This is a genomic window from Synechococcus lacustris Maggiore-St4-Slac, assembly GCF_024345595.1.
GTDB lineage: Bacteria > Cyanobacteriota > Cyanobacteriia > PCC-6307 > Cyanobiaceae > Synechococcus_D > Synechococcus_D lacustris.
The window spans coordinates 101972-120100 of the sequence record NZ_JAGQBK010000002.1 but is presented as its reverse complement, the minus strand read 5'-3'; the positions used below and the strand labels follow the sequence as shown (position 1 = coordinate 120100).

The 18129-nt window shown below is 51.9% G+C and carries 22 protein-coding genes and 1 tRNA gene; 9 read left to right on the top strand and 14 right to left on the bottom strand.

Going from position 1 to position 18129, the window contains the following annotated elements:
• The first annotated feature begins 110 nt into the window (after positions 1-110).
• Together KBY68_RS02330 and KBY68_RS02325 are read left to right on the top strand one after the other, a co-directional pair.
• Positions 111-1214: an ABC transporter substrate-binding protein gene (locus KBY68_RS02330; RefSeq protein WP_255095773.1), complete on the top strand. Its 1104-nt coding sequence runs from the start codon at positions 111-113 to the stop codon at positions 1212-1214.
• Positions 1211-2509, top strand: a complete 1299-nt coding sequence (locus KBY68_RS02325) for a mechanosensitive ion channel family protein (protein WP_255095772.1) — start codon at positions 1211-1213, stop codon at positions 2507-2509. The genes KBY68_RS02330 and KBY68_RS02325 overlap by 4 nt, the downstream gene beginning before the upstream one ends.
• On the opposite strand, the gene KBY68_RS02320 is transcribed toward KBY68_RS02325, so the two are convergent.
• The 10 genes from KBY68_RS02320 to psbB form a co-directional block, all read right to left on the bottom strand.
• Positions 2491-2563: transfer RNA gene (locus KBY68_RS02320), tRNA-Phe, on the bottom strand. The genes KBY68_RS02325 and KBY68_RS02320 overlap by 19 nt on opposite strands.
• Before the next feature lie 15 nt (positions 2564-2578).
• Positions 2579-3229 carry a ComF family protein gene (locus tag KBY68_RS02315; RefSeq protein WP_255095771.1) on the bottom strand — a complete coding sequence of 217 codons (651 nt, stop codon included), beginning with the start codon at positions 3227-3229 and terminating at the stop codon, positions 2579-2581.
• Between the two features lie 42 nt (positions 3230-3271).
• On the bottom strand, positions 3272-3541 hold the full coding sequence (locus KBY68_RS02310; RefSeq protein ID WP_106500030.1) for a DUF2470 domain-containing protein: 270 nt from the start codon (positions 3539-3541) through the stop codon (positions 3272-3274).
• A gap of 148 nt (positions 3542-3689) precedes the next feature.
• Positions 3690-4943, bottom strand: coding sequence for an FGGY-family carbohydrate kinase (locus KBY68_RS02305; protein WP_255095770.1), 1254 nt, complete (start codon positions 4941-4943; stop codon positions 3690-3692).
• Positions 4944-6167, bottom strand: coding sequence for a methionine adenosyltransferase (gene metK / locus KBY68_RS02300; RefSeq protein ID WP_255095769.1), 1224 nt, complete (start codon positions 6165-6167; stop codon positions 4944-4946). It lies immediately after the preceding gene.
• 26 nt (positions 6168-6193) lie between these two features.
• Positions 6194-6931, bottom strand: coding sequence for an HAD family hydrolase (locus KBY68_RS02295; RefSeq protein ID WP_255095768.1), 738 nt, complete (start codon positions 6929-6931; stop codon positions 6194-6196).
• The gene (locus KBY68_RS02290) at positions 6924-8030 is read right to left on the bottom strand and encodes a 30S ribosomal protein S1 (RefSeq protein ID WP_255095767.1); all 1107 of its coding nucleotides are present in this window, start codon (positions 8028-8030) and stop codon (positions 6924-6926) included. Before KBY68_RS02290 ends, KBY68_RS02295 begins: the two co-directional genes overlap by 8 nt.
• 85 nt (positions 8031-8115) lie before the next feature.
• Positions 8116-8601 (bottom strand): transcriptional regulator NrdR, encoded by a 486-nt coding sequence (gene nrdR / locus KBY68_RS02285; RefSeq protein ID WP_255095766.1) that lies wholly within the window; start codon positions 8599-8601, stop codon positions 8116-8118.
• A gap of 113 nt (positions 8602-8714) precedes the next feature.
• Positions 8715-8810, bottom strand: coding sequence for a photosystem II reaction center protein T (locus KBY68_RS02280; RefSeq protein ID WP_255095765.1), 96 nt, complete (start codon positions 8808-8810; stop codon positions 8715-8717).
• Between the two features lie 21 nt (positions 8811-8831).
• The gene (gene psbB / locus KBY68_RS02275) at positions 8832-10391 is read right to left on the bottom strand and encodes a photosystem II chlorophyll-binding protein CP47 (RefSeq protein ID WP_106500061.1); all 1560 of its coding nucleotides are present in this window, start codon (positions 10389-10391) and stop codon (positions 8832-8834) included.
• Between the two features lie 201 nt (positions 10392-10592).
• Here psbB and KBY68_RS02270 point away from each other — a divergent pair, with 201 nt between their 5' ends.
• Positions 10593-11003 carry a 2Fe-2S iron-sulfur cluster-binding protein gene (locus KBY68_RS02270; RefSeq protein ID WP_106500062.1) on the top strand — a complete coding sequence of 137 codons (411 nt, stop codon included), beginning with the start codon at positions 10593-10595 and terminating at the stop codon, positions 11001-11003.
• Positions 11004-11062: 59 nt separating this feature from the next.
• The gene (psbM, locus tag KBY68_RS02265; RefSeq protein ID WP_106500037.1) at positions 11063-11167 is read left to right on the top strand and encodes a photosystem II reaction center protein PsbM; all 105 of its coding nucleotides are present in this window, start codon (positions 11063-11065) and stop codon (positions 11165-11167) included.
• A 10-nt stretch (positions 11168-11177) separates the two neighbouring features.
• Here psbM and KBY68_RS02260 read toward each other — a convergent pair whose 3' ends face one another.
• A complete protein-coding gene (locus KBY68_RS02260) occupies positions 11178-12023 on the bottom strand; it encodes a universal stress protein (protein ID WP_255095764.1) in 846 nt (281 codons plus the stop codon).
• A 104-nt stretch (positions 12024-12127) separates the two neighbouring features.
• On the opposite strand from KBY68_RS02260, the gene KBY68_RS02255 reads away from it, so the two are divergent.
• From KBY68_RS02255 to KBY68_RS02240, 4 genes are read left to right on the top strand one after another with little or no spacing between them, the layout of a single operon-like run.
• Positions 12128-13240, top strand: a complete 1113-nt coding sequence (locus KBY68_RS02255; protein WP_255095763.1) for a DNA-processing protein DprA — start codon at positions 12128-12130, stop codon at positions 13238-13240.
• Positions 13241-13246: 6 nt separating this feature from the next.
• Positions 13247-14131, top strand: a complete 885-nt coding sequence (prmC, locus tag KBY68_RS02250) for a peptide chain release factor N(5)-glutamine methyltransferase (RefSeq protein ID WP_255095762.1) — start codon at positions 13247-13249, stop codon at positions 14129-14131.
• Positions 14131-14763: an L-threonylcarbamoyladenylate synthase gene (locus KBY68_RS02245; RefSeq protein ID WP_255095761.1), complete on the top strand. Its 633-nt coding sequence runs from the start codon at positions 14131-14133 to the stop codon at positions 14761-14763. Before prmC ends, KBY68_RS02245 begins: the two co-directional genes overlap by 1 nt.
• Positions 14763-14924, top strand: a complete 162-nt coding sequence (locus KBY68_RS02240) for a hypothetical protein (RefSeq protein WP_255095760.1) — start codon at positions 14763-14765, stop codon at positions 14922-14924. The genes KBY68_RS02245 and KBY68_RS02240 overlap by 1 nt, the downstream gene beginning before the upstream one ends.
• A gap of 14 nt (positions 14925-14938) precedes the next feature.
• On the opposite strand, the gene KBY68_RS02235 is transcribed toward KBY68_RS02240, so the two are convergent.
• Positions 14939-15448: a YqhA family protein gene (locus KBY68_RS02235; protein WP_255095759.1), complete on the bottom strand. Its 510-nt coding sequence runs from the start codon at positions 15446-15448 to the stop codon at positions 14939-14941.
• A gap of 97 nt (positions 15449-15545) precedes the next feature.
• Between KBY68_RS02235 and KBY68_RS02230 the strand changes: the two genes are divergently transcribed.
• On the top strand, positions 15546-15977 hold the full coding sequence (locus tag KBY68_RS02230) for an Rrf2 family transcriptional regulator (RefSeq protein WP_255095758.1): 432 nt from the start codon (positions 15546-15548) through the stop codon (positions 15975-15977).
• A gap of 12 nt (positions 15978-15989) precedes the next feature.
• On the opposite strand, the gene KBY68_RS02225 is transcribed toward KBY68_RS02230, so the two are convergent.
• Together KBY68_RS02225 and KBY68_RS02220 are read right to left on the bottom strand one after the other, a co-directional pair.
• Positions 15990-17798 (bottom strand): SLC13 family permease, encoded by a 1809-nt coding sequence (locus tag KBY68_RS02225; protein WP_255095757.1) that lies wholly within the window; start codon positions 17796-17798, stop codon positions 15990-15992.
• Between the two features lie 124 nt (positions 17799-17922).
• Complete coding sequence (locus tag KBY68_RS02220; protein WP_106500046.1) at positions 17923-18087, bottom strand: Nif11-like leader peptide family natural product precursor; 165 nt, start codon at positions 18085-18087, stop codon at positions 17923-17925.
• Between the last annotated feature and the right edge of the window lie 42 nt (positions 18088-18129).

Sequence of the window (18129 nt, the reverse complement as noted above, 5' to 3'; positions counted from 1 at the left end):
TGCTTTGCTTGTTGGCGGGCTGTGAGGCACCCTTAGCCAAACAAATCTTTCAAAACGCTTCCCAATCCGCTGGGATGGGATCCACCATCAGTTTATTAGTTGAAACTAGAGTGGGTTCAGATCCCTCGGATCAAAAATTAAATAAATTAGTTGTTGAGCAGGAAGTTGATTTATTTCAACGTTTTAATCCCGGAGTTAAAATTGATGTTAGATTTGTTCCTAATGATCAATTAATAAAGCAACTTAATTTTCAATATAGCCGTGGTTTAGCCCCTGATTTAATACTTTTAACTACCAATAATCTGTTGCCGCTTTGGCGCCAGGGTTTGATTAAGCCCGTTGAGCTAAAACCATTTGAGAAAAAATCAGTTCGGGCAGCCCTCCTGACAGCATTCACATATAAAGAGCAATTGTTAGGCATACCTGTTTTGATTTTTCCTCAAATTGCTTGCTATAATCGCAGTAGGTTAAAAGATCCGCCTGCTAAGATCGATCAATTGATTAAGTTGGGTCAGGCTGGATATCCAATTGGTATATCTGGCAGTTTTGAATCCCTGCGCTGGCTTTATACGGGTTTTGATGATAGCGCTCGCGCTAATATCAGTGGGAAGCAATCTAATGAGCTGTTTAAATCCCCTTCGTTACCCTTCTTAACTTGGCTGCGCTTAGCTAATTTACAGCCATCCATCAGCTTTGAATCAGATCAGCAACTGTTGCGAGATGGCTTGGTTTCCGGTGAATTTAGTTGGATTACCTGTTCAGGGGCTTGGTTGCAAGGTTTGCAGAAGCGCATGGGCTCAAAATTAGGTATCGCCTTGTTGCCATCTTTTCCCGCCGGATCAGCACAGGGCCTCTTAAATGCAAGAACATGGGCATTTGGTTCTCAATCCAGCTCGATTCAGTATGAATATGCAAAAAGATTTGCATTATTTTCCGTTAATATTGTGCAGCAACGTAATATGATTTTGAGATTGCGCAGTGCAATGCCCGTGAATCCTGGCATTAGTTTGCCACTTAAAACAGATTCCACATTGGCTTTGATTGTTGAGGCTGGTTCGAGCGGGAGGCTCTTAAATCTCCAGAATATTGATTTGCTTAATGCAATTGATCCTAAAACCAAACCTTATTTAGATTTGGTTTTAAGTGGTGATCAGAGTCCCCAGGCGATCGCCCCCAGATTTGATTCCCTTTTAAAGCAAACAGAAAGCCGATGAATTCTTTATCGCCAGTGCTGGCTGATTTTATATCAGATTTATTAAGGCCTTCGGTGCTTCTTCAGTTGTTTGCGCTTATTTTTGGCTTAATTATTTGGTTTTTTCTTCAGATTAGTTTGCATTTAGAAACACGTAGATGGCCCTTTGAGCACCGCTTTAAATACATTGCTTTATTTAAACCTTTGGCAAATGAAGTTTTGCTTCTGGTTATTCTTAGGATCTTTGCTCTGGCTTTGCATAATATTAGCGGTGTTGCCGGGCTTGCATTATTTATCTCTGGCTTCTATGGTTTCTGTGTTTTTACTAGGGTCTTTATAATTTTATTGAGATTGCGTGTGCCAATTTCAATAGTTAAGAGTTTTGATATAAGTGTGCTCAGGCCTTTTCTGGTTGTTTTTGGTTTTCTTGGTTTTATTGCTCAAATTGCCGACTTGCCAAGCCTTTTAGACGCTCCTGTGCTGATGTTGAGCTCTAATGATTTCAGCTTTAATGATCTTCTTCTGCTTGTATTTGGTAGTTATTTTCTCGCCACGGGCACCGCGCTTCCCGCCTGGTGCTTAACTTGGTTTTTTTCTGGGATCTTTCAATTATCAAAGCCGGCCCATAGGGCAGCAGAACTAATTATTCGTTACCTGATAACGGGGATTGGCTTTTTTTTAATATTTATGATTGTGGGAGTAAACTATACATTTCTTGCTGCAATTGGCGGCGGTTTATCTGTGGGCCTTGGCTTTGGTTTAAAGGAGATTTTCAGTAATTTCATTAGTGGTATTTGGTTGCTAATTGAAGGTGCCGTGCGGCCCGGTGATGTGTTGCTTTTAGAAAATGGTAACGGAGAGGATCCTTGCGAAGTGCTTGAGCTTGGCATGCGTGCCACTACCCTTTGGCGCGATCGCGACAATGTGGAACTTGTAGTGCCGAATCAATTATTTTTTACCCAACAGATGGTTACCTACAGCGGCCTTAAGGATCGCTATCGCCGCGGGCAGGTATTAATCGGTGCTGCCTACAGGCATCCGCCAGAAAAGGTGATTGCAATCCTTGAGGCGGTTGCAGCTACGGTTCCACGGGTATTAGCAAAACCGGCACCTAAGGGTTTGCTTTTGCGCTACGACGATTCGGCAATTACCTACGCAATTCGTTATTGGATTGAAGATCCAATGAATGGTATTTCCGTTGCCAGTGAGGTGGGAATCGCCGTTTGGAATGCCTTTAGCCGCGAGGGCATAGAGATTCCCTACCCACAACGGGTGTTGCACATGGATGGAGCTTCTAATGCCAGGACCCAGATTTGAACTGGGGACACGGCGATTTTCAGTCGCCTGCTCTACCAACTGAGCTATCCCGGCTTGGGAAGGGCAATCTTAACCCACCCACTCCTGCTTTTTGGCTGCGGGTGTGCGGGCAATGCAGGCAAGCCCCAGCAGGCCATGGCCTGCTTTTTCAAGGGCAGCCATCGCCGCAAGGGCCGTAGCTCCTGTTGTGAGAATGTCGTCTACCAGCAGCAAGGGTTGTAATTGTTGACCTGCTGGCACCACGCAATGAAATACTCCCTCCAAATTGCTGAGCCGTTGCTTTCGGTTTAGGTGGTGTTGCCCGAGGCAGGCCCTTCGGCGCTCCAGGGCTCTTATCAATTTATGGCCGCCTGCATTGGCTATCGCCCTAGCTAATTGCCATGGCATTGAGCCCCGCCTCGGGCGCCGCTCTGGAATCGCCGTAACCAATAGGGGCACTCCAAGATTTGGGATCTGAGCATGTAGTTGGCGGCCTAGGGCCTGCACCAATTGCTGGTTGTTTTGTTTGCGCAGTTGCAGCAATTGTTGGCGCAGGCCACCTTCATAGCTGCCCAAGGCCCACCAGGGCAGGGGCCACTGGCCCTGGCTTCCCTCTATCTCAAGGCCCAGGCTGCGGCGGCAGCTGATGCAGAGTTTGCGGTTTTCTGTTTGCCTTTGGCAGCGGGGACAACTGGCCTTAAGCAATAACCCGTCTAGCCATGGGGGCAGCAACAAAGGCACCGATTTTTTAAGGCCTCAATAGGCCTAAGGCTTCCCCTTTATTCAGGTTTGGGGCATGGCCTTCAACATTGCCACCAGGGTGCGATGGGCATCTTCGCTATCGCTGAGGGGATGGTCGAATCCGATCACCAATTCAGTGCCATCCACAGCAAGCACCATTTGCTCAGTTTCAACCCTCAGCAGCGTTGCAGAAACTGGATTTTTGAGGCCGCCGTAATGGCAGGAAAAGGCCAACACAGCCTCTGCATGGTCTTTATTCATGTGCCTGCAGATGCGGTCACTAACGGCTGGAGTGAGGGGATCAGCGGCCATGGCAGGGGGTTGTTAATTAGTTGTGCAGATTAAAAAGCAGCAGGCCAAGGCGCACACCACTGAAGCCCACATAACCTGCAAGCAGCACAAACAGCCCTAGGGAAATGATTGTGCGCAGGCGGTTGGTCATGGGGGCTTTGCCGGCTGTTCATTCCAGTGTGACGCTTCGCAGGGCCACCAGAGCCATGGCAGCGGCAGCTGATGCATTTGCTCGATTAAGCACTGGCAGCCCAATTGCTTGCTCCCTGATGCGGCGCCATTGGCTATTGCGGGCGCCTCCTCCCACCGTTAATACCCTTTTGATAGGCGTTGCACCCAGTTGCTGCAATCTTTGCCAGCCCTGTTGTTCAATTTTGCTTAGGCCCTCAAGCAAGCCCTGTAGGTACAAAGCATCACTAACGGGCCTCGGTGTTAGCAGCGGCTCCAACCCAGGATCATCAATTGGAAAGCGCTCACCCACAGCCGGTAGTGGCAAATAAGTTAATCCGCTTGCTTTATTTGGATCTATTTGACGGCTTAATTCCTGCAATTGCTGATCATTGAAAAATTGTCTTAATACCCCAGCACCTGCATTCGATGCGCCACCAACCAACCAGCGGCCGCCGATGCGGTGGTTGCTAATGCCAGCTCCCATCAAGGGGGTGGCATTGAATTGTTTGCACACCAAGGTGGTTCCCAAAACGGTAACGCCATCATTTGCTTGGGGATCGGCGGCGAGCACCATGGCATTTGCATCGGTGCTACCGCTCACCACTTGGCACCCATGGGGAAGACCAAGGGCAGCACTGGCACTGTTGCTGAGGGTTCCAAGGGCTACTCCGCTGGCCACAATTTTGGGCAATGCTTTGGCCCAAGGAGCAGCATTAATGGAGCCCGCCCAGTTGTTTTGTTCTAAATCCCAGCCCAGTCGCAGGTTGTTTCCCTCTTCACCCCAAGCCCAATCCCCCAGTAGCCAGCCCATTAGCCAATCAGCTTGATGCCGCAGCAATGGCAAGGCTTGATTCGGTTGCCATTGCAGTTGCTCCAATAAGCGCAGGGCGCGCGCCAAGCTGCCACTGGCCCTTGCCGCGGCGCTATCAGCTGGCACCAGGTCTTTTATTGCAGCCGATTGCTCTAGGCAGGCGCAGCTATAGGCAATAGCCGTGCTGAGGGGTTCACCCTTTTCATTGCAGGCCAGCAGAGTGCCAGATGTGCCATCAACCGCTACGGCAACCACCTGTTCCCTTAGATGGGCAGGTAGTTGTTGGCTCAGTGCCGCAACCCCCTTCTTCCAGCCATTGGCGTTGTTAAAGCTGCATGGATAGGAACTCTGGCGTGTTTCCAACAAGCTGCCATCTGAGGCAACTAAGGCCAGCCTTAAACCGCTGCTGCCGAGATCTATGCCAAGACCGATTGGCAGCATCTAGCCGCGCAATTTGGCGGCGATTGTTTCCACATTTTCCCAGGGGAGATCAAGATCAGCCCTGCCGAAATGTCCGTAGGCAGCCACGTTTTGGTAAAAACGGCCGCCCCTGGCTTGGGGTAGGCCGCGCAGGTTGAAGATTTCGATAATGGCACCTGGCCTCAGGTCGAAATTTTCTTGCACCAGATCGGTGAGTTCATCGTTGCTCAGGGCGCTTGTGTTGAAGCTTTCCACCAAGATGCTCACCGGTTTTGCTACGCCGATCGCGTAGCTGAGTTGTACTTCCACCTTGCGGGCTAGGCCAGCTGCCACAAGCGCTTTTGCCACATATCGGGCGGCGTAGGCGGCGGAGCGATCCACCTTGGTGGGATCTTTGCCTGAAAAGGCGCCACCACCATGGCGGGCATAGCCGCCGTAGGTATCCACAATGATTTTGCGCCCAGTTAGGCCCGCATCACCTTGGGGGCCACCCACCACAAATTTGCCAGTGGGGTTAACCAAAAAGCGAGTGCTGTTGCGATCTGGTTTTAGGGCGAGATCAGCGGTGGCGGGTTCCACCACATGGGTCCAGAGGTCGGAGGAAATACGTTCCCTTAAACCTTTGTCATCACTGATGCCATCTATTTCAGCGATGTGTTGGGTGGAGATCAAGATCGTGTCGATCGCCACTGGTTTTTCATTTTCATAAACAACGCTCACCTGGGTTTTGCCATCGGGCAACAGGTAATCCAAGGAACCGTTGTGGCGCACTTCTGCCAAACGCCGTGCCAAGCGGTGGGCCAGGCTGATGGGCAGGGGCATCAACTCAGGTGTTTCATCACAGGCGTAGCCAAACATGATGCCTTGGTCGCCGGCACCAACTTTGTCTAGGGGGTCGCCATCGTGGTCGTCTGCTTCATCTACGCCTTGGGCGATATCTGGTGATTGTTGGTCTAGGGCCACCAACACAGCGCAACTATGGGCATCAAAACCACCGGCGCGGGCGCCGTTGTAGCCAATTTGTTCGATAACACCGCGCACAAGGCTATTAAAATCAACCCTTGCGGTGGTTGTTACTTCGCCCGTAATTAAACAAAGGCCTGTATTAACAACTGTTTCGCAAGCCACCCTGCTGGCTGGATCCTGGGCGAGCAGCGCATCAAGCACGGCATCGCTCACCTGGTCGCAGATTTTATCGGGGTGGCCTTCAGTTACTGATTCGGATGTGAATACGTAGCGACCCATGGGCGGATTCCAGTGCGCTGCAAAGGCTACAGCGGAGCGAATTGATCCCAATGCTGCAGGTGGCCATGGCTTCCAGAAAGCTGTAGCGGCAGATCCCAACCACCCTGGTAGGCAAGGCTCCAACCCAAACCAGCGGCAGCTGCCATGCTTAGATCCGCTTCGGCATCACCCACCATGCCGCAAGCTTCAGGGTTCACAGCAAGGATTTCACAAACGCTGATAGCAGCTGCCGGATCGGGTTTGGCCGGGTTGCGATCGGCCCCGTAAATAGCCTTGAAAAAATGCATTAGTTGGTGCTCCAGCAAAAAAGCCTCCAGGCTGGAGCCAACGTCACTACTCAAAATCGCCATGGTGATTCCCCTTTCCTGCAGGCGCTGCAACATTGCAACCAGGCCTGGGGTTGGTGGGGTGAGCTTTGCCTTGCGATCAGCTAGGGCAGCATCAGCTTGAGCAAGGGCTGTTTCGGCCCATTGTTGGGCCTGGCACCAGTCCACCCCATGGATGGCAAGCACCGTGGCTGTGGAAATTAAATTGTTTTGGCGACTGGCAACTGCTGTAGCCCCAGCTGGATCAATACCTTTGTCGCTGATGCCATAGGCAGCGAGTAGGGGGGCTTGCAGATTGTTAATGCCGCTTAGGCGTTTACAAAAATCGGCCCTGGCGATAGCCAGGGCCGTTAGGTAGGAACCACTCAAGCAAAGGGTGCCATCTTTATCAAATAGCACTGCCTTTGTGTTGTTTAAAGGAACTTGAAATTCAATCAAGCTCAGCTGTTTCTTCTTCTACCAATGAATCTGTTTCAGATTCGTCGGCTTGCTCAAGCAGCATCTGCTTATAGCGGGCTGCCATCTCTTCAGCGTTGTCGAACACTTTTTGAGGATCGGTGAGCATGTCGCCAGGTTCTGGTTCTAGAGCCTTGGTTGATAGGGAAATTCGACCCCTTTCGGCATCTAGATCGATGATCATTACCTTCATTTGATCGTTCACATTCAACACCGTGTGGGGTGTTTCGATGTGTTCGTGGCTGATTTCGGAGATGTGCAAGAGGCCGCTTACGCCACCGATATCGATAAATGCGCCGTAGGGCTTGATGCCACGCACGGTGCCGATAACCACTTCGCCCACTTCGAGGCGATTCATCTTGCGTTCTACCAAAGCGCGACGGTGGCTTAGCACCAGGCGGTTGCGCTCCTCATCCACCTCAAGGAATTTAAGGGGCAGGAAATCTGCCACCAGATCTTCTTTTGGCTTTCTGGTGCTGATGTGGCTGCCTGGAATAAAGCCCCGTAAACCTTCAACCCGCACCAGGGCACCACCGCGGTTTGTGGCAAATACCTCGCTGTATATGGTGGCGTCTTCCTTTTGCAATTGGCCCACCCGTTCCCAGGCCCGTTGATATTCGATGCGGCGTATTGAAAGGGAAAGTTGGCCGTCTTCATTCTCATCGGTGAGGATGAAAAATTCCCGCACTTCGCCTGGCTCTAGCACCTCTTCAAGGGTTTCAACCCGGTTGATCGATACCTCTTGCAGGGGCATAAATGCCGCTGTTTTGGCGCCAATATCAATCAGGGCACCTTTGGGCTCAAGATTGAATACGGTGCCGTTAACAACATCGCCAGGTTTGAAGTGATAGTCGTATTTACTTAGTAGTGCGGCAAATTCATCCAGGGTGAAACCCACATCGTCGCCACTGCGGCTTGCCACTCGAATGCCTTCTTCTGCGCTAGGCACTTCGTAGGGGATGTCGTCGGCCAGATCATGGGCCATGGCATCAAGGCTTTGCTCCAGATCAAGCATGGAATCTGCAGCCAGCGCTTCAACTTGTTCAGTGGTTGATTCAGTGGTTGATGGGGTTGTAGTCATGGATGGAAGGGGCGGCCTGCCTCAGGCAGGGGGGAAGGGTGCCGCTCATAACTCCGCCAAAGCAGAACGGTAATCTCTAACCCTATCAGCCGATCTCCGCCAATTGCCGCTTCACTTGATTACGTTGACGCAATTTTTCAAGGGTGTCGATGAAATCGGAAACACTACGAAACTTGCCATATACCGAGGCAAATCGCACATAGGCCACCTCGCTGAGATCACCTAATTGATCGAGCACCAAATCCCCTAACTCCTGGCTGTTTATCTCCCGTAGATTGCGCTGCTGCAGCTGTACCTCAAGGTCGTCTAGCACTAATTCCAAGCGGCTTGTGTCGAGCCCAGTTTTTTCACAGGCCCGCACTAAACCAGTGAGAAGTTTGCTGCGACTAAAAATTTCACGGTTGCCATTGCGTTTAATCACCGTGATTGGAACAGTTTCAACCCGTTCGTAGGTGGTGAAACGAAATTCGCAATTTAAGCATTCACGCCTGCGCCTCACTGTTCTGCCAGAATCGGCTGCCCGTGATTCGAGCACCCGACTATCACTGTGCTGGCAGGAGGGACACTGCAAACGAATTACTTAACAAGCTTGCCGATTGTAGACATTAATAACCCCTTTGAAAAGCCCCATTAATAGGGGGAATTTCAAAGGGGATTTGTTTATCAACAAGGGATTAGCAAGGTTTACTTGCCAATCTTGGGGGGATCCCGCAGGGCAACTGCAAAAAACAGGGTGCCTAAGGCGAAGGCGAGGATCAAGATGTAAGCGAAACTTTCCATTGTTGGGGTGCTCCTTAATGGTCAGTTGATGGTGCTGCCAGCCGGAGGCACATAGCCCTCGGGTAGGCGGCGGGTGGTTTTGTCGCCGAGTTTGGCAAAAAGGCCAAATTCAACTTGCTCGCCGAGATCTGGATCGATTCCGGCAAACACATCCCGGTAAAGGGTGCGAGCCCCATGCCAGATGTGTCCGAAGAAGAAGAGCAGAGCAAATGTGGCATGGCCGAAGGTGAACCAACCACGGGGTGAACTGCGGAAGGTGCCATCGGAGTGGTACTTCTCACGGTCGAACTCAAAGCCTTCGCCAAGCTGAGCTTTGCGGGCTAAGCGCTTCACATCAGCGGGATCAGTGAAGGTTTTGCCATCAAGTTCGCCGCCATAAACGGTGGCAGTAACACCGGTTTGTTCGAAGGAGTATTTCGCTTCAGCCCTACGGAAGGGAATGTCGGCTCTAACAATTCTGTCTTTGTCTTCAAGCACCACAGGGAAGTTTTCAAAGAAGTTTGGCAAGCGCCTCACCTGCAGATCCCTACCTTCTTTGTCTGTGAAACTGATGTGGCCGATCCAACCGGTGGGTAGGCCGTCGCCGTTAACCATGGGGCCAACCCTAAAAAGGCCACCTTTGGCAGGGCTGTTGCCCACGTAATCAAAGAAGGCGAGTTTCTCAGGGATAGCTCCATAGGCCTCGCTGGGGCTTGCCCCCTGGGCGATAGCTCCTTGGGCCCTACGGGCAATCTCCTGTTTGAAATAACCCTGGTCCCATTGGTAGCGGGTGGGGCCAAACAGTTCTATGGGTGTGGTGGCACTGCCGTACCACATGGTTCCAGCCACGATGAAGGCGGCAAAGAAAACAGCAGCAATTGCACTGGCAAGCACCGTTTCAATGTTGCCCATGCGCAGGGCTTTATAGAGGCGCTCAGGTGGTCGGGTGGTGATGTGAAAAATGCCAGCAATGATGCCAACGATTCCAGCGGCGATGTGGTGGGCCACCACACCACCAGGGTTGAAGGGATTAAAGCCCTCCGGTCCCCAGGCAGGCTGCACTTTTTCTAAATGACCACTAATTCCATAGGGGTCGCTTACCCACATGCCTGGTCCAAAAACACCGGTTAGGTGGAAGGCACCAAAGCCAAAACAAGCAAGCCCAGCCAGAAGAAGGTGAATGCCAAAAATCTTGGGCAGATCGAGGGCGGGTTCGCCGGTGCGGGGATCTTGCCAGATTTCCAGATCCCAGAAAGTCCAATGCCAGATGGCGGCCAAAAACAACAGGCCGCTCAGGATGATGTGGGCTGCGGCAACCCCTTCGAAGCTCCAGAAACCAGGATCAACTCCGGTTTCACCGGTGATGCTCCAACCCCCCCAGCTGCCGGTAACGCCCAAACGTGCCATAAAGGGCATCACAAACATGCCCTGCCGCCACATGGGGTTGAGAACGGCATCGGAAGAATCAAAAATGGCCAGCTCATATAGGGCCATCGAACCGGCCCAGCCGGCCACCAAGGCGGTGTGCATTAGGTGCACCGCCAAAAGGCGGCCCGGATCGTTGATTACGACCGTGTGCACCCTGTACCAGGGCAATCCCATTTGATTCTGTGGGGGTAAACGAGACAGGAGCTCCGCAGAAGCTGCGAAGATTTGGTGATCGTAGAGGTTAAGAACCAAACCCTGGCTTGAGGTTTCAAAGGGAAACATTTCGGGTTGCTGGTGGGGCGCCCTTCAGGCCGTAATCGCGTCACAATTCGCAATACATAGCAAGGCAGAATGCAGCCTGTTGCGGTTTTACGGATGCCGGTGGTGCGTTTTGTGCGGGAGGGTTGCGAAGTGGTTTGTTCGGAGGGAACCAACCTGCGGGAGTTGGCATTGGCGGAGGGTTTGCAGCTATACGGCCTTAAGGGCCAATTGGGCAATTGCGGCGGCTGCGGCCAATGCATCACCTGTTTCGTGGAAGTGATAGCGGAACGCAATGGCTCGGCTTTAAGTGAGCGCACTGCAGTGGAAGATCAAAAATTGCGGAGGCGTCCCTCCAGCTGGCGCTTGGCTTGTCAGGCCCTGGTGTTGGATTCCGTTGCGGTGCTCACCAGGCCCCAGGTGGGCAGGGAATCCCTCTCCTCCCAAATCGAGCAAGCCCGCCTTGAACCCCTGCCAAAGGGCCCGGTTTTAGCGGAAGAGGAGCCGCCGCTGAGCGACGAGCTGTGAACGCCAGGTATCACGGCCACTCTGGCGGTGATACCCTCCCGAGACATCCACCAGCGGTCATGGAAACCAACGATCTCGGCTTTGTGGCCAGCCTCCTATTTGTGTTGGTGCCAGCAGTGTTTTTGATTGTTCTCTATATCCAAACCAATAGCCGCCAGGGTTAAGCGCTGAAATTCAGCGCTTTTCCGGCTCTCGCACCAGCAGCACTGGCGCTGGTGCGTGCACCCTTACGTAGTCGCTAACGGAACCACCCAGCAGTTTGTCGAGGTCTACTAGGCCCTTTGCCACTAGTGGGCGTCGATCTTGAGAGGCGATCACAAGCAGATCAGCCTTGATTTCAGCGGCCGCTGCGCAAAGGCCGCGGCCGATATCGCCGGTTTTGTGCAAAGCAATCAGTTCAACGCCAAAGCTGCGGGCCCTTTGCTTGGCTTGATCGAGCAAACTGTCGGCTGGCCTTGCGCCGCTGCGGCTGGGGGCCAAGTCGTGGTGGCCGATGTGCACTCCGGTGAGGCTGCTGCCGGGGATATCTTTTGCTATTTCGCAGGCAAGTTTGAGGGCGTCATCACCCACGCCGGTGCCATCGATGCCCACCATCAGCCGGTTTACGTGGCGCACGTAAAGGTCGTCGCGCACCAAAAGCATGGGCCTGGTGGAGAGTTGAAACACATATTGGCTAGCGCTGTTGGCAAGGATTGATTGCAAGCGGCCCAAGCCGCGGGAGCCCATCAAAATCAGGTCGGCATTGAGCTCATCCGCCACTGTTAGCACCGTTTGTTTGGTGTCCCCCTGGCGCAGGATCGTGTTTATTTCTGTGGGTTTTAAGCCGAGGCGATCCACGGCATCGGCCAGCAAAGTTGCGCCTTTTTGCCAGTGATCTTTGAGGTTTTCGCTCGTTTGTTCGGGCACCACGTGCAGCAGGTTCAAGCGAGCCTGGGAGAAGCAGGGGATATCGCGCAGCATGCGCACCATTTCCCCCACGTGGCCCTTGCCGGAATCGGCGATTAACAAATTGCGGAACATGGCGGGCAAGGCGGCTTTTTTTAGCCTATGGCGCTGCTAGCACCCGGCCAGTATGCTAGTACTTATGTATTGAATTTTGGGCTGGTTTGGCGAGTCAAGGTTTAGTGAATCGGGATTTGGCCTTGCGGAGGCGTTGGTGGTGGACCTGGGCCCAAGTGGAGGGGCTTGGCGAGCAGCGCATCAAGCTTTTGGAGCGTAATTTTGGTGATCTCGCTGCCGCTTGGCATGCTTCAGCTGAAGCATTACTTGGCCTCCCTGGGGTAGGCCCGGAGCTGGTTGCCGCCAGGGATCGGCTTGCAAAACGCCTTGGTGATCGGGGAGTGCCCTTGGTTTGTCCGGCCCGCCTGCTGCTGCCCTCCGATCCAGCTATGCCCCAAGCACTTGGCTGTTTGCAGCGTCCGCCCTTGGAGTTGCATTGGCGGGGCCGGGGCAGCCTTTGGCCCCTGCTGCGGCGCAGGCGAGCGGTGGCGGTAATCGGCACCCGGCGGCCATCTCCCCATGGCTTGGATTGGGCCAAGAGGCTTGGCATTGCTTTGGCCGCAAATGGTTGGCCGGTGTTGAGTGGCCTTGCTGAAGGTATTGATGGGGCCGCCCATCGGGGCTGCCTGGAGGCAGGAGGTGTGCCAGTTGGGGTGCTTGCAACCAGCTTGGATCGGGTTTATCCGAGGCACCACAGCCAGTTGCAGGCTGAGGTGGCAAAACAAGGTTTGTTGATAACCGAACAACGGCCTGGGGCTGCTGTGGCAAAGGGGCATTTCGCCTCCCGCAACCGCTTGTTGGTGGCACTGGCGGAGGCGGTGGTGGTGGTGGAATGTCCCCATGGCAGTGGCGCGCTGCATGGGGCTCGATTGGCCTGGGCCCAACAGTTGCCCCTTTGGGTGGTGCCTGCAGACACCAATCGAAGTTCAGCGAAGGGCAGCAACTCCCTTTTGAGCCAAGGGGCAACGCCGTTGCTCGATCCTGCGGATCTGCTCTCGAGCCTGGGCCAAGGGCCACTGGCCTTAGCTAGTTCAATGGACCGCACCACTGAAACCTCGATGGATCCCCTGCTGGAGGCCCTAGGTGCTGGCGCCAGCTTGGAGCAACTTGCTCAAACCCTGGATAAACCATTGCCAAAGCTGGCTGAACGCTTATTGCAGCTGGAACTTGCTGGGCTGGTGGAGGCAGCCCCGGGCTTGCGTTGGCGCCCACGACAGAATGGCTTGTTGATTAGTTAGTTGTTAATGCTCACCATTAGCGGCGAACAACTAAGGGCTTGGCGCAGGGAGCAGCTGCGCATAAATCCTGGCTCTAGAGCTGGTTTGGATTGGCTGCTGGAAATGGAAGGGAAAGTGCCATGGCAAACGCTGCAGGCCAGTTGGCTTTATCCAGAGGAACCGGTAACGCTTGCTCAACCATTGCAATTGCTGGCTGGTTTATGGGAGGAGCACATCAACAAGCAGGTGCCTTTGCAGTATTTGGTGGGCCGTTGTCCCTGGCGCGACATGGAGTTGCAGGTGGATGAAACTGTTTTAATCCCGCGCCAGGAAACTGAATTATTGGTTGAAATAGCCCTTGATTTGGCAATTAAACAGGGCTGCTGCCTAGAGCCTTGGCTTGATTTGGGTTGCGGCAGTGGCTGCATAGCCGTTGCTTTGGCTCGGGCTTGGCCCCAGAGCCAAGGTTGGGCCATCGACATCAGCGCGCAAAGCTTGAATTTGGCCAAGGCCAATGCCCGCGCCCATGGGGTGGAGCAGGCCATTAATTGGTTGCAGGGCAATTGGCTAGAACCCCTGCTTGGGCAGCCAAGCAACTGGCAATTATTAATAAGCAACCCCCCTTATATCCCCAGTGGAGTGGTGGATAATTTGGAGCCATTGGTACTTAATAACGAACCACGGCTTGCCTTAGATGGTGGGATAGATGGTTTGGATGCGATTAGATCTATTTGCTCAATGGCGCCGCATGTATTAGCCCCGGGGGGATGGCTATTGATTGAACATCATCATAATCAAGCAAACGATGTTGCTCGATTACTTCAAGCAGCCGGATTGATTGATTTGGATGCTGCCATGGATCTAGAGGGAAAACTGCGATTTGCTATCGCTCGAGCACCTGGGGGAAGTTGATGACGCCAGCCGAGTTGCCAAGGGCCCCATTGGCTTGCGGAGATTTAAGTGCGCTTTTAAGGGCAGGCAACCCCGCTGCTTTTCCCACCGATACCCTGCCGGCTTTAGCAATGGCACCCGCATGGGCAGCTGAGCTGTGGCAAATAAAGCAAAGGGCGGCAAATAAGCCTTTGATTTTGATGGCTGCTGGGCGGGATGAATTATTGGCAGCCCTTGGTATGCCGCCGCCCCAGGGTTGGGAGCAGTTGGCAAATCAGGGTTGGCCGGGTGGGCTCACCTTGGTGTTGCCAGCTAAGGGGGCTGTGGTGGAGGCCCTCAATCCCGGTGGAAGCAGCCTTGGGCTTCGCATACCTGCGTGCCCAATGGCGTTGCAGTTGTTGCGTTGCACTGGCCCCCTTGCCACCACCAGCGTTAATCGCTCGGGGCAGCCGGCCTGCACAAGCCCAGAGGAGATTGCTAAAAACTTTCCAAGCCTTGCTTTATTGGCACCACTGCCGTGGCCGAGCGGTTCAGGAAAGGCCAGCACGGTTGTGGGTTGGCAGCAGGGAGAAAATGGCAGTTGTTGGCAAATATTGCGCCAGGGCAATTTGCGCATCAATATTGCAGAAATAGGAAGATCGGAGCAGAGCTGATGGGCTGGTTGCTGCTTTTAGTGGGCTTAATTTTAACTGTTTTTGATTGGCTGATTAAACCAATTGTGCTTGTGCTCGAGCCTTTACTGAGCCTCAGTGCTTTGGCCTGGGTTGGCCCATTGCTATTTATTTGGTTACTGCTAGCTAAGAATGAAAGTTAATAAGTGTTGAGCGATTAATCACTGTGGCTGCGGCCTATCAGCCAGGCGCTTACGGCTAATAGTGTTACACCGCCGCAGAATTGCAGTAGTTCAAGCATTGAATTTATTTTAAAGCTGATCATTGTTTTGAAAGCTGAAACTATCAAGGCCACAACTATTACGTTGCTGAGCTTCTGTTTTAAGCTTTCGAGAGAAGTGATGCTTAATAGGTTTCTGCGCCGCTCTGGTATTGATTCATCGCGAGGATCGATATCTGAAATTACAAGCTCATAGATGCCATAGCCAAATATCAGAAGCGCAATACCAATAACATAATAATCAATGCCACCAATCATGGTGCCAATCAGTTTTGTTGAACTGCTGTGGTCGAGGCTTTTTAGCATGCCTGAAAAAGCCTTCAGCTCTTCCGCTGTACCAAGAATGAAACAACCAACGCTGCCGAGTAAACTCATCACAACTGGCAATATGCTCACCAAGCGAAAACGCCATATCAACACTTCAAAGCTTTTCTCGAAGCTGTTCATGAAGCTGTTTTGAAATTTTTTACTCAAAGGGCGCATGGAAATAATTTTTTATTTTAGGTTATAATAGCGCATTAGTTATGCGCATCTGCAAAGGGCCTTGGGATTCAATGCTAAAACTGAATATGGTCTAGTTGCGTTGTTGGAACTAGTTGCGGTGTTCCCCTCCTCTGGAATTCTTCAGGTATCCCAGATTGCCAGCCAGCAGAATATTCCTGATCGCTACCTTGAGCAAATGATGATTAGCCTGCGCAAAGCTGGGATTTTACGCAGCATCCGTGGCCCTAGGGGGGGGTATCAGTTGAATCGTTCACCCTCTGAGATTGCTTTGGCTGAAGTGATTAATTGCTTGGAAGGGGATACAATTAGCACTAATAGCCCCACAAGCAATACCCCTGAACATAGGGCAGTTGCTGGTTTGCAAGCAAACTTAGATCGCAGAAGGGAGGATTTTTTGGAATCAATGACGCTGCAGCAACTTGCGGATCAGCGCGATCAATATCTTGAATGTAGATCAATGTATTTTATCTGATATTTTGCTGAACTAAATTTTAAAATAAATGCAAATAAAAAATGGAACAGCAATGGTCATTGCAACTGTTAAAGGTATTCCATAGCGTGCAATATCCAAGAATTGGTAACGGCCAGGGCCGAATACCATTAAATTTGTTTGGTATCCAACTGGGCTTAAAAAGCTCTGGCTTGCACCAAATAGAACTGCATAAATAAAGGCCATTGGTGGTTCGCCCAGGCCAAGGGCTAATTGGCCTGCGATTGGTATCAACATTGCAACCGTAGCTGCATTACTCATCACCTCCGTAAGCAATGTGGTGAATAGAAATACTGCTAATAGCGCCCAATAAATAGGCCAGTTCTGCAAACCCGCCAATAGTGCTTTAGCGGTGGCAGCGGCAAGGCCAGTTTTTTCTAAGGCCACACTAAAACTTGCTAAAGAGCCCAGTAGCAAAATTACGTCGAGGCGAATGGCCCGTTGTAATTCACCGGGTCTAAGGCAGCCACTTGCAACCATAGCAACAGTTCCAAATAAAACTGAAGCCACCAAGGGCATTAAATTAAAAGCTGGTAGCAAAATAACTAAAGCGGAGATGCTTAGCGCTAAACGTTTTCTACTAACTGTGGGTAGATCATTTTCAAGCTGTTCTAAAACAACAAGATCGTTATTTGCTTGCAGGCCCCGGATTGCATCTTTGGGGCCCTGTAGTAAGAGCACATCACCATCTTTAAGAATAACTCTGCCCAATCTTTCCCTCAACACTTCATTGCCGCGGCGCAGGGCAAGAACCGTTACGTTGTAACGCTGTCTAAAACGAAGATCACGTAGGCAATCCCCGGCCAATGTAGAGCCTGAGGGTAATAACACCTCCACTACCCGTTGATTATTTTGTTGATCGCTTTTGTTAATTGCTAACTCAGAAGTGGGTGCGAGTACAACAGTGTGATCTTGCTGTAGACGCAGTAAATCAGCTCGGGTGCAGCGCAGCAATAATCGATCCCCCATCAAAAGGGTTCTATCTGCTAGAGGAGGAAGAAAACGTTCGCTGCCCCTGTGAAGTTCCAATACATCCGCATCAAAACGGCGTTGGAGCCGGCTGCCATGGAGAGAAACACCAATTAGTTCAGATCCAGACGGTATTTCAACTTCGGTTAGGTAGCCGTTACTTGATAGATGGGCTGTTAGATCATCGTTATTTTGGCCCCGATCAGGCAGGAAGCGGTCGGCCAATAGCACCATGATTAGCCCCCCTAATAGCCACACTGCAATACCAATCGGAGTAAAGCCAAATAATTCAAAGGCCCCATAGCCAAGTTTCTCGCTTACCTCACTGGCAAATAGATTTACTGAGCTACCAAATAGTGTTATGGTGCCGCCAAGTACAGTTGCAAATGAGAGCGGTAAAAGTACCCTTGAAGGTGATACTTTGCGCCTATGGCACCAGCCTTCAATTACCGGCAAAAGGGCGGCAACAATAGGGGTATTAGGAACAAAAGCTGACACTGGCCCCACGGCTGCCACCATCAAGGTGATCATTCGTTTTGGGCTGCGAATTGCATCTGAACCGATTAAGGCTCTCAGGCGATCAAGCCCACCGGAGCGAAATAAGCCAGCTGAGATGGCAAATAAACCCATCACAGTTATCAAGGCTGGGCTGCCGAAGCCTTGAAGTGCTTCCCCTGGCTTGAGAACCCCTGTGGCTATTAGTAGGGCGAGAGCTAACAACCCGGTTATTTCTGGCGCTATCCAGCCACCTATGAACAAAACAATTGCACCGCCAATAACAGCCAGTGTGATCAAACTGGCCGTATTAAAGGCTGCATAAAGCAGTTCAAGCATCGCAACGCTTCAAACCAAATGATTATATACCGGTGTGAAACAGGGGAAGGATTGAAGCTAAAACGTAGTTATGAACTGTGTTTTCGGGATGCAAGGCTTAATCCCCATCCTGAAAGAGTGGTATCTACGCCCTCAGATGCCTGCTCCAGGTGGCCTCAGAAAAGCTGTGACCCTCCTCAAGGGCAAGGGCTACTACCGCCTTGGGGTCGATTGCGCCGTCTAGGCGGGTTTTGAGGGCTGGATTGGCATTTGCCTTGGTGATGAAGGCCTGCAATTGCGCTTTAGACATGGCCTAAATCCTTAATACCCCCTAGTCCTAAAGCCAATTGGC

Bases quoted from the DNA above. Each gene is read 5' to 3' on its own strand.
- KBY68_RS02325 (WP_255095772.1), top strand. From the start codon at position 1,211: ATGAATTCTTTATCGCCAGTGCTGGCTGATTTTATATCAGATTTATTA.
- KBY68_RS02310 (WP_106500030.1), bottom strand. From the start codon at position 3,541: ATGGCCGCTGATCCCCTCACTCCAGCCGTTAGTGACCGCATCTGCAGG.
- KBY68_RS02305 (WP_255095770.1), bottom strand. From the start codon at position 4,943: ATGCTGCCAATCGGTCTTGGCATAGATCTCGGCAGCAGCGGTTTAAGG.
- metK (WP_255095769.1), bottom strand. From the start codon at position 6,167: ATGGGTCGCTACGTATTCACATCCGAATCAGTAACTGAAGGCCACCCC.
- KBY68_RS02290 (WP_255095767.1), bottom strand. From the start codon at position 8,030: ATGACTACAACCCCATCAACCACTGAATCAACCACTGAACAAGTTGAA.
- KBY68_RS02280 (WP_255095765.1), bottom strand. From the start codon at position 8,810: ATGGAAAGTTTCGCTTACATCTTGATCCTCGCCTTCGCCTTAGGCACC.
- psbB (WP_106500061.1), bottom strand. From the start codon at position 10,391: ATGGGATTGCCCTGGTACAGGGTGCACACGGTCGTAATCAACGATCCG.
- KBY68_RS02270 (WP_106500062.1), top strand. From the start codon at position 10,593: ATGCCGGTGGTGCGTTTTGTGCGGGAGGGTTGCGAAGTGGTTTGTTCG.
- psbM (WP_106500037.1), top strand. From the start codon at position 11,063: ATGGAAACCAACGATCTCGGCTTTGTGGCCAGCCTCCTATTTGTGTTG.
- KBY68_RS02260 (WP_255095764.1), bottom strand. From the start codon at position 12,023: ATGTTCCGCAATTTGTTAATCGCCGATTCCGGCAAGGGCCACGTGGGG.
- prmC (WP_255095762.1), top strand. From the start codon at position 13,247: ATGCTCACCATTAGCGGCGAACAACTAAGGGCTTGGCGCAGGGAGCAG.
- KBY68_RS02245 (WP_255095761.1), top strand. From the start codon at position 14,131: ATGACGCCAGCCGAGTTGCCAAGGGCCCCATTGGCTTGCGGAGATTTA.
- KBY68_RS02240 (WP_255095760.1), top strand. From the start codon at position 14,763: ATGGGCTGGTTGCTGCTTTTAGTGGGCTTAATTTTAACTGTTTTTGAT.
- KBY68_RS02235 (WP_255095759.1), bottom strand. From the start codon at position 15,448: ATGAACAGCTTCGAGAAAAGCTTTGAAGTGTTGATATGGCGTTTTCGC.
- KBY68_RS02225 (WP_255095757.1), bottom strand. From the start codon at position 17,798: ATGCTTGAACTGCTTTATGCAGCCTTTAATACGGCCAGTTTGATCACA.
- KBY68_RS02220 (WP_106500046.1), bottom strand. From the start codon at position 18,087: ATGTCTAAAGCGCAATTGCAGGCCTTCATCACCAAGGCAAATGCCAAT.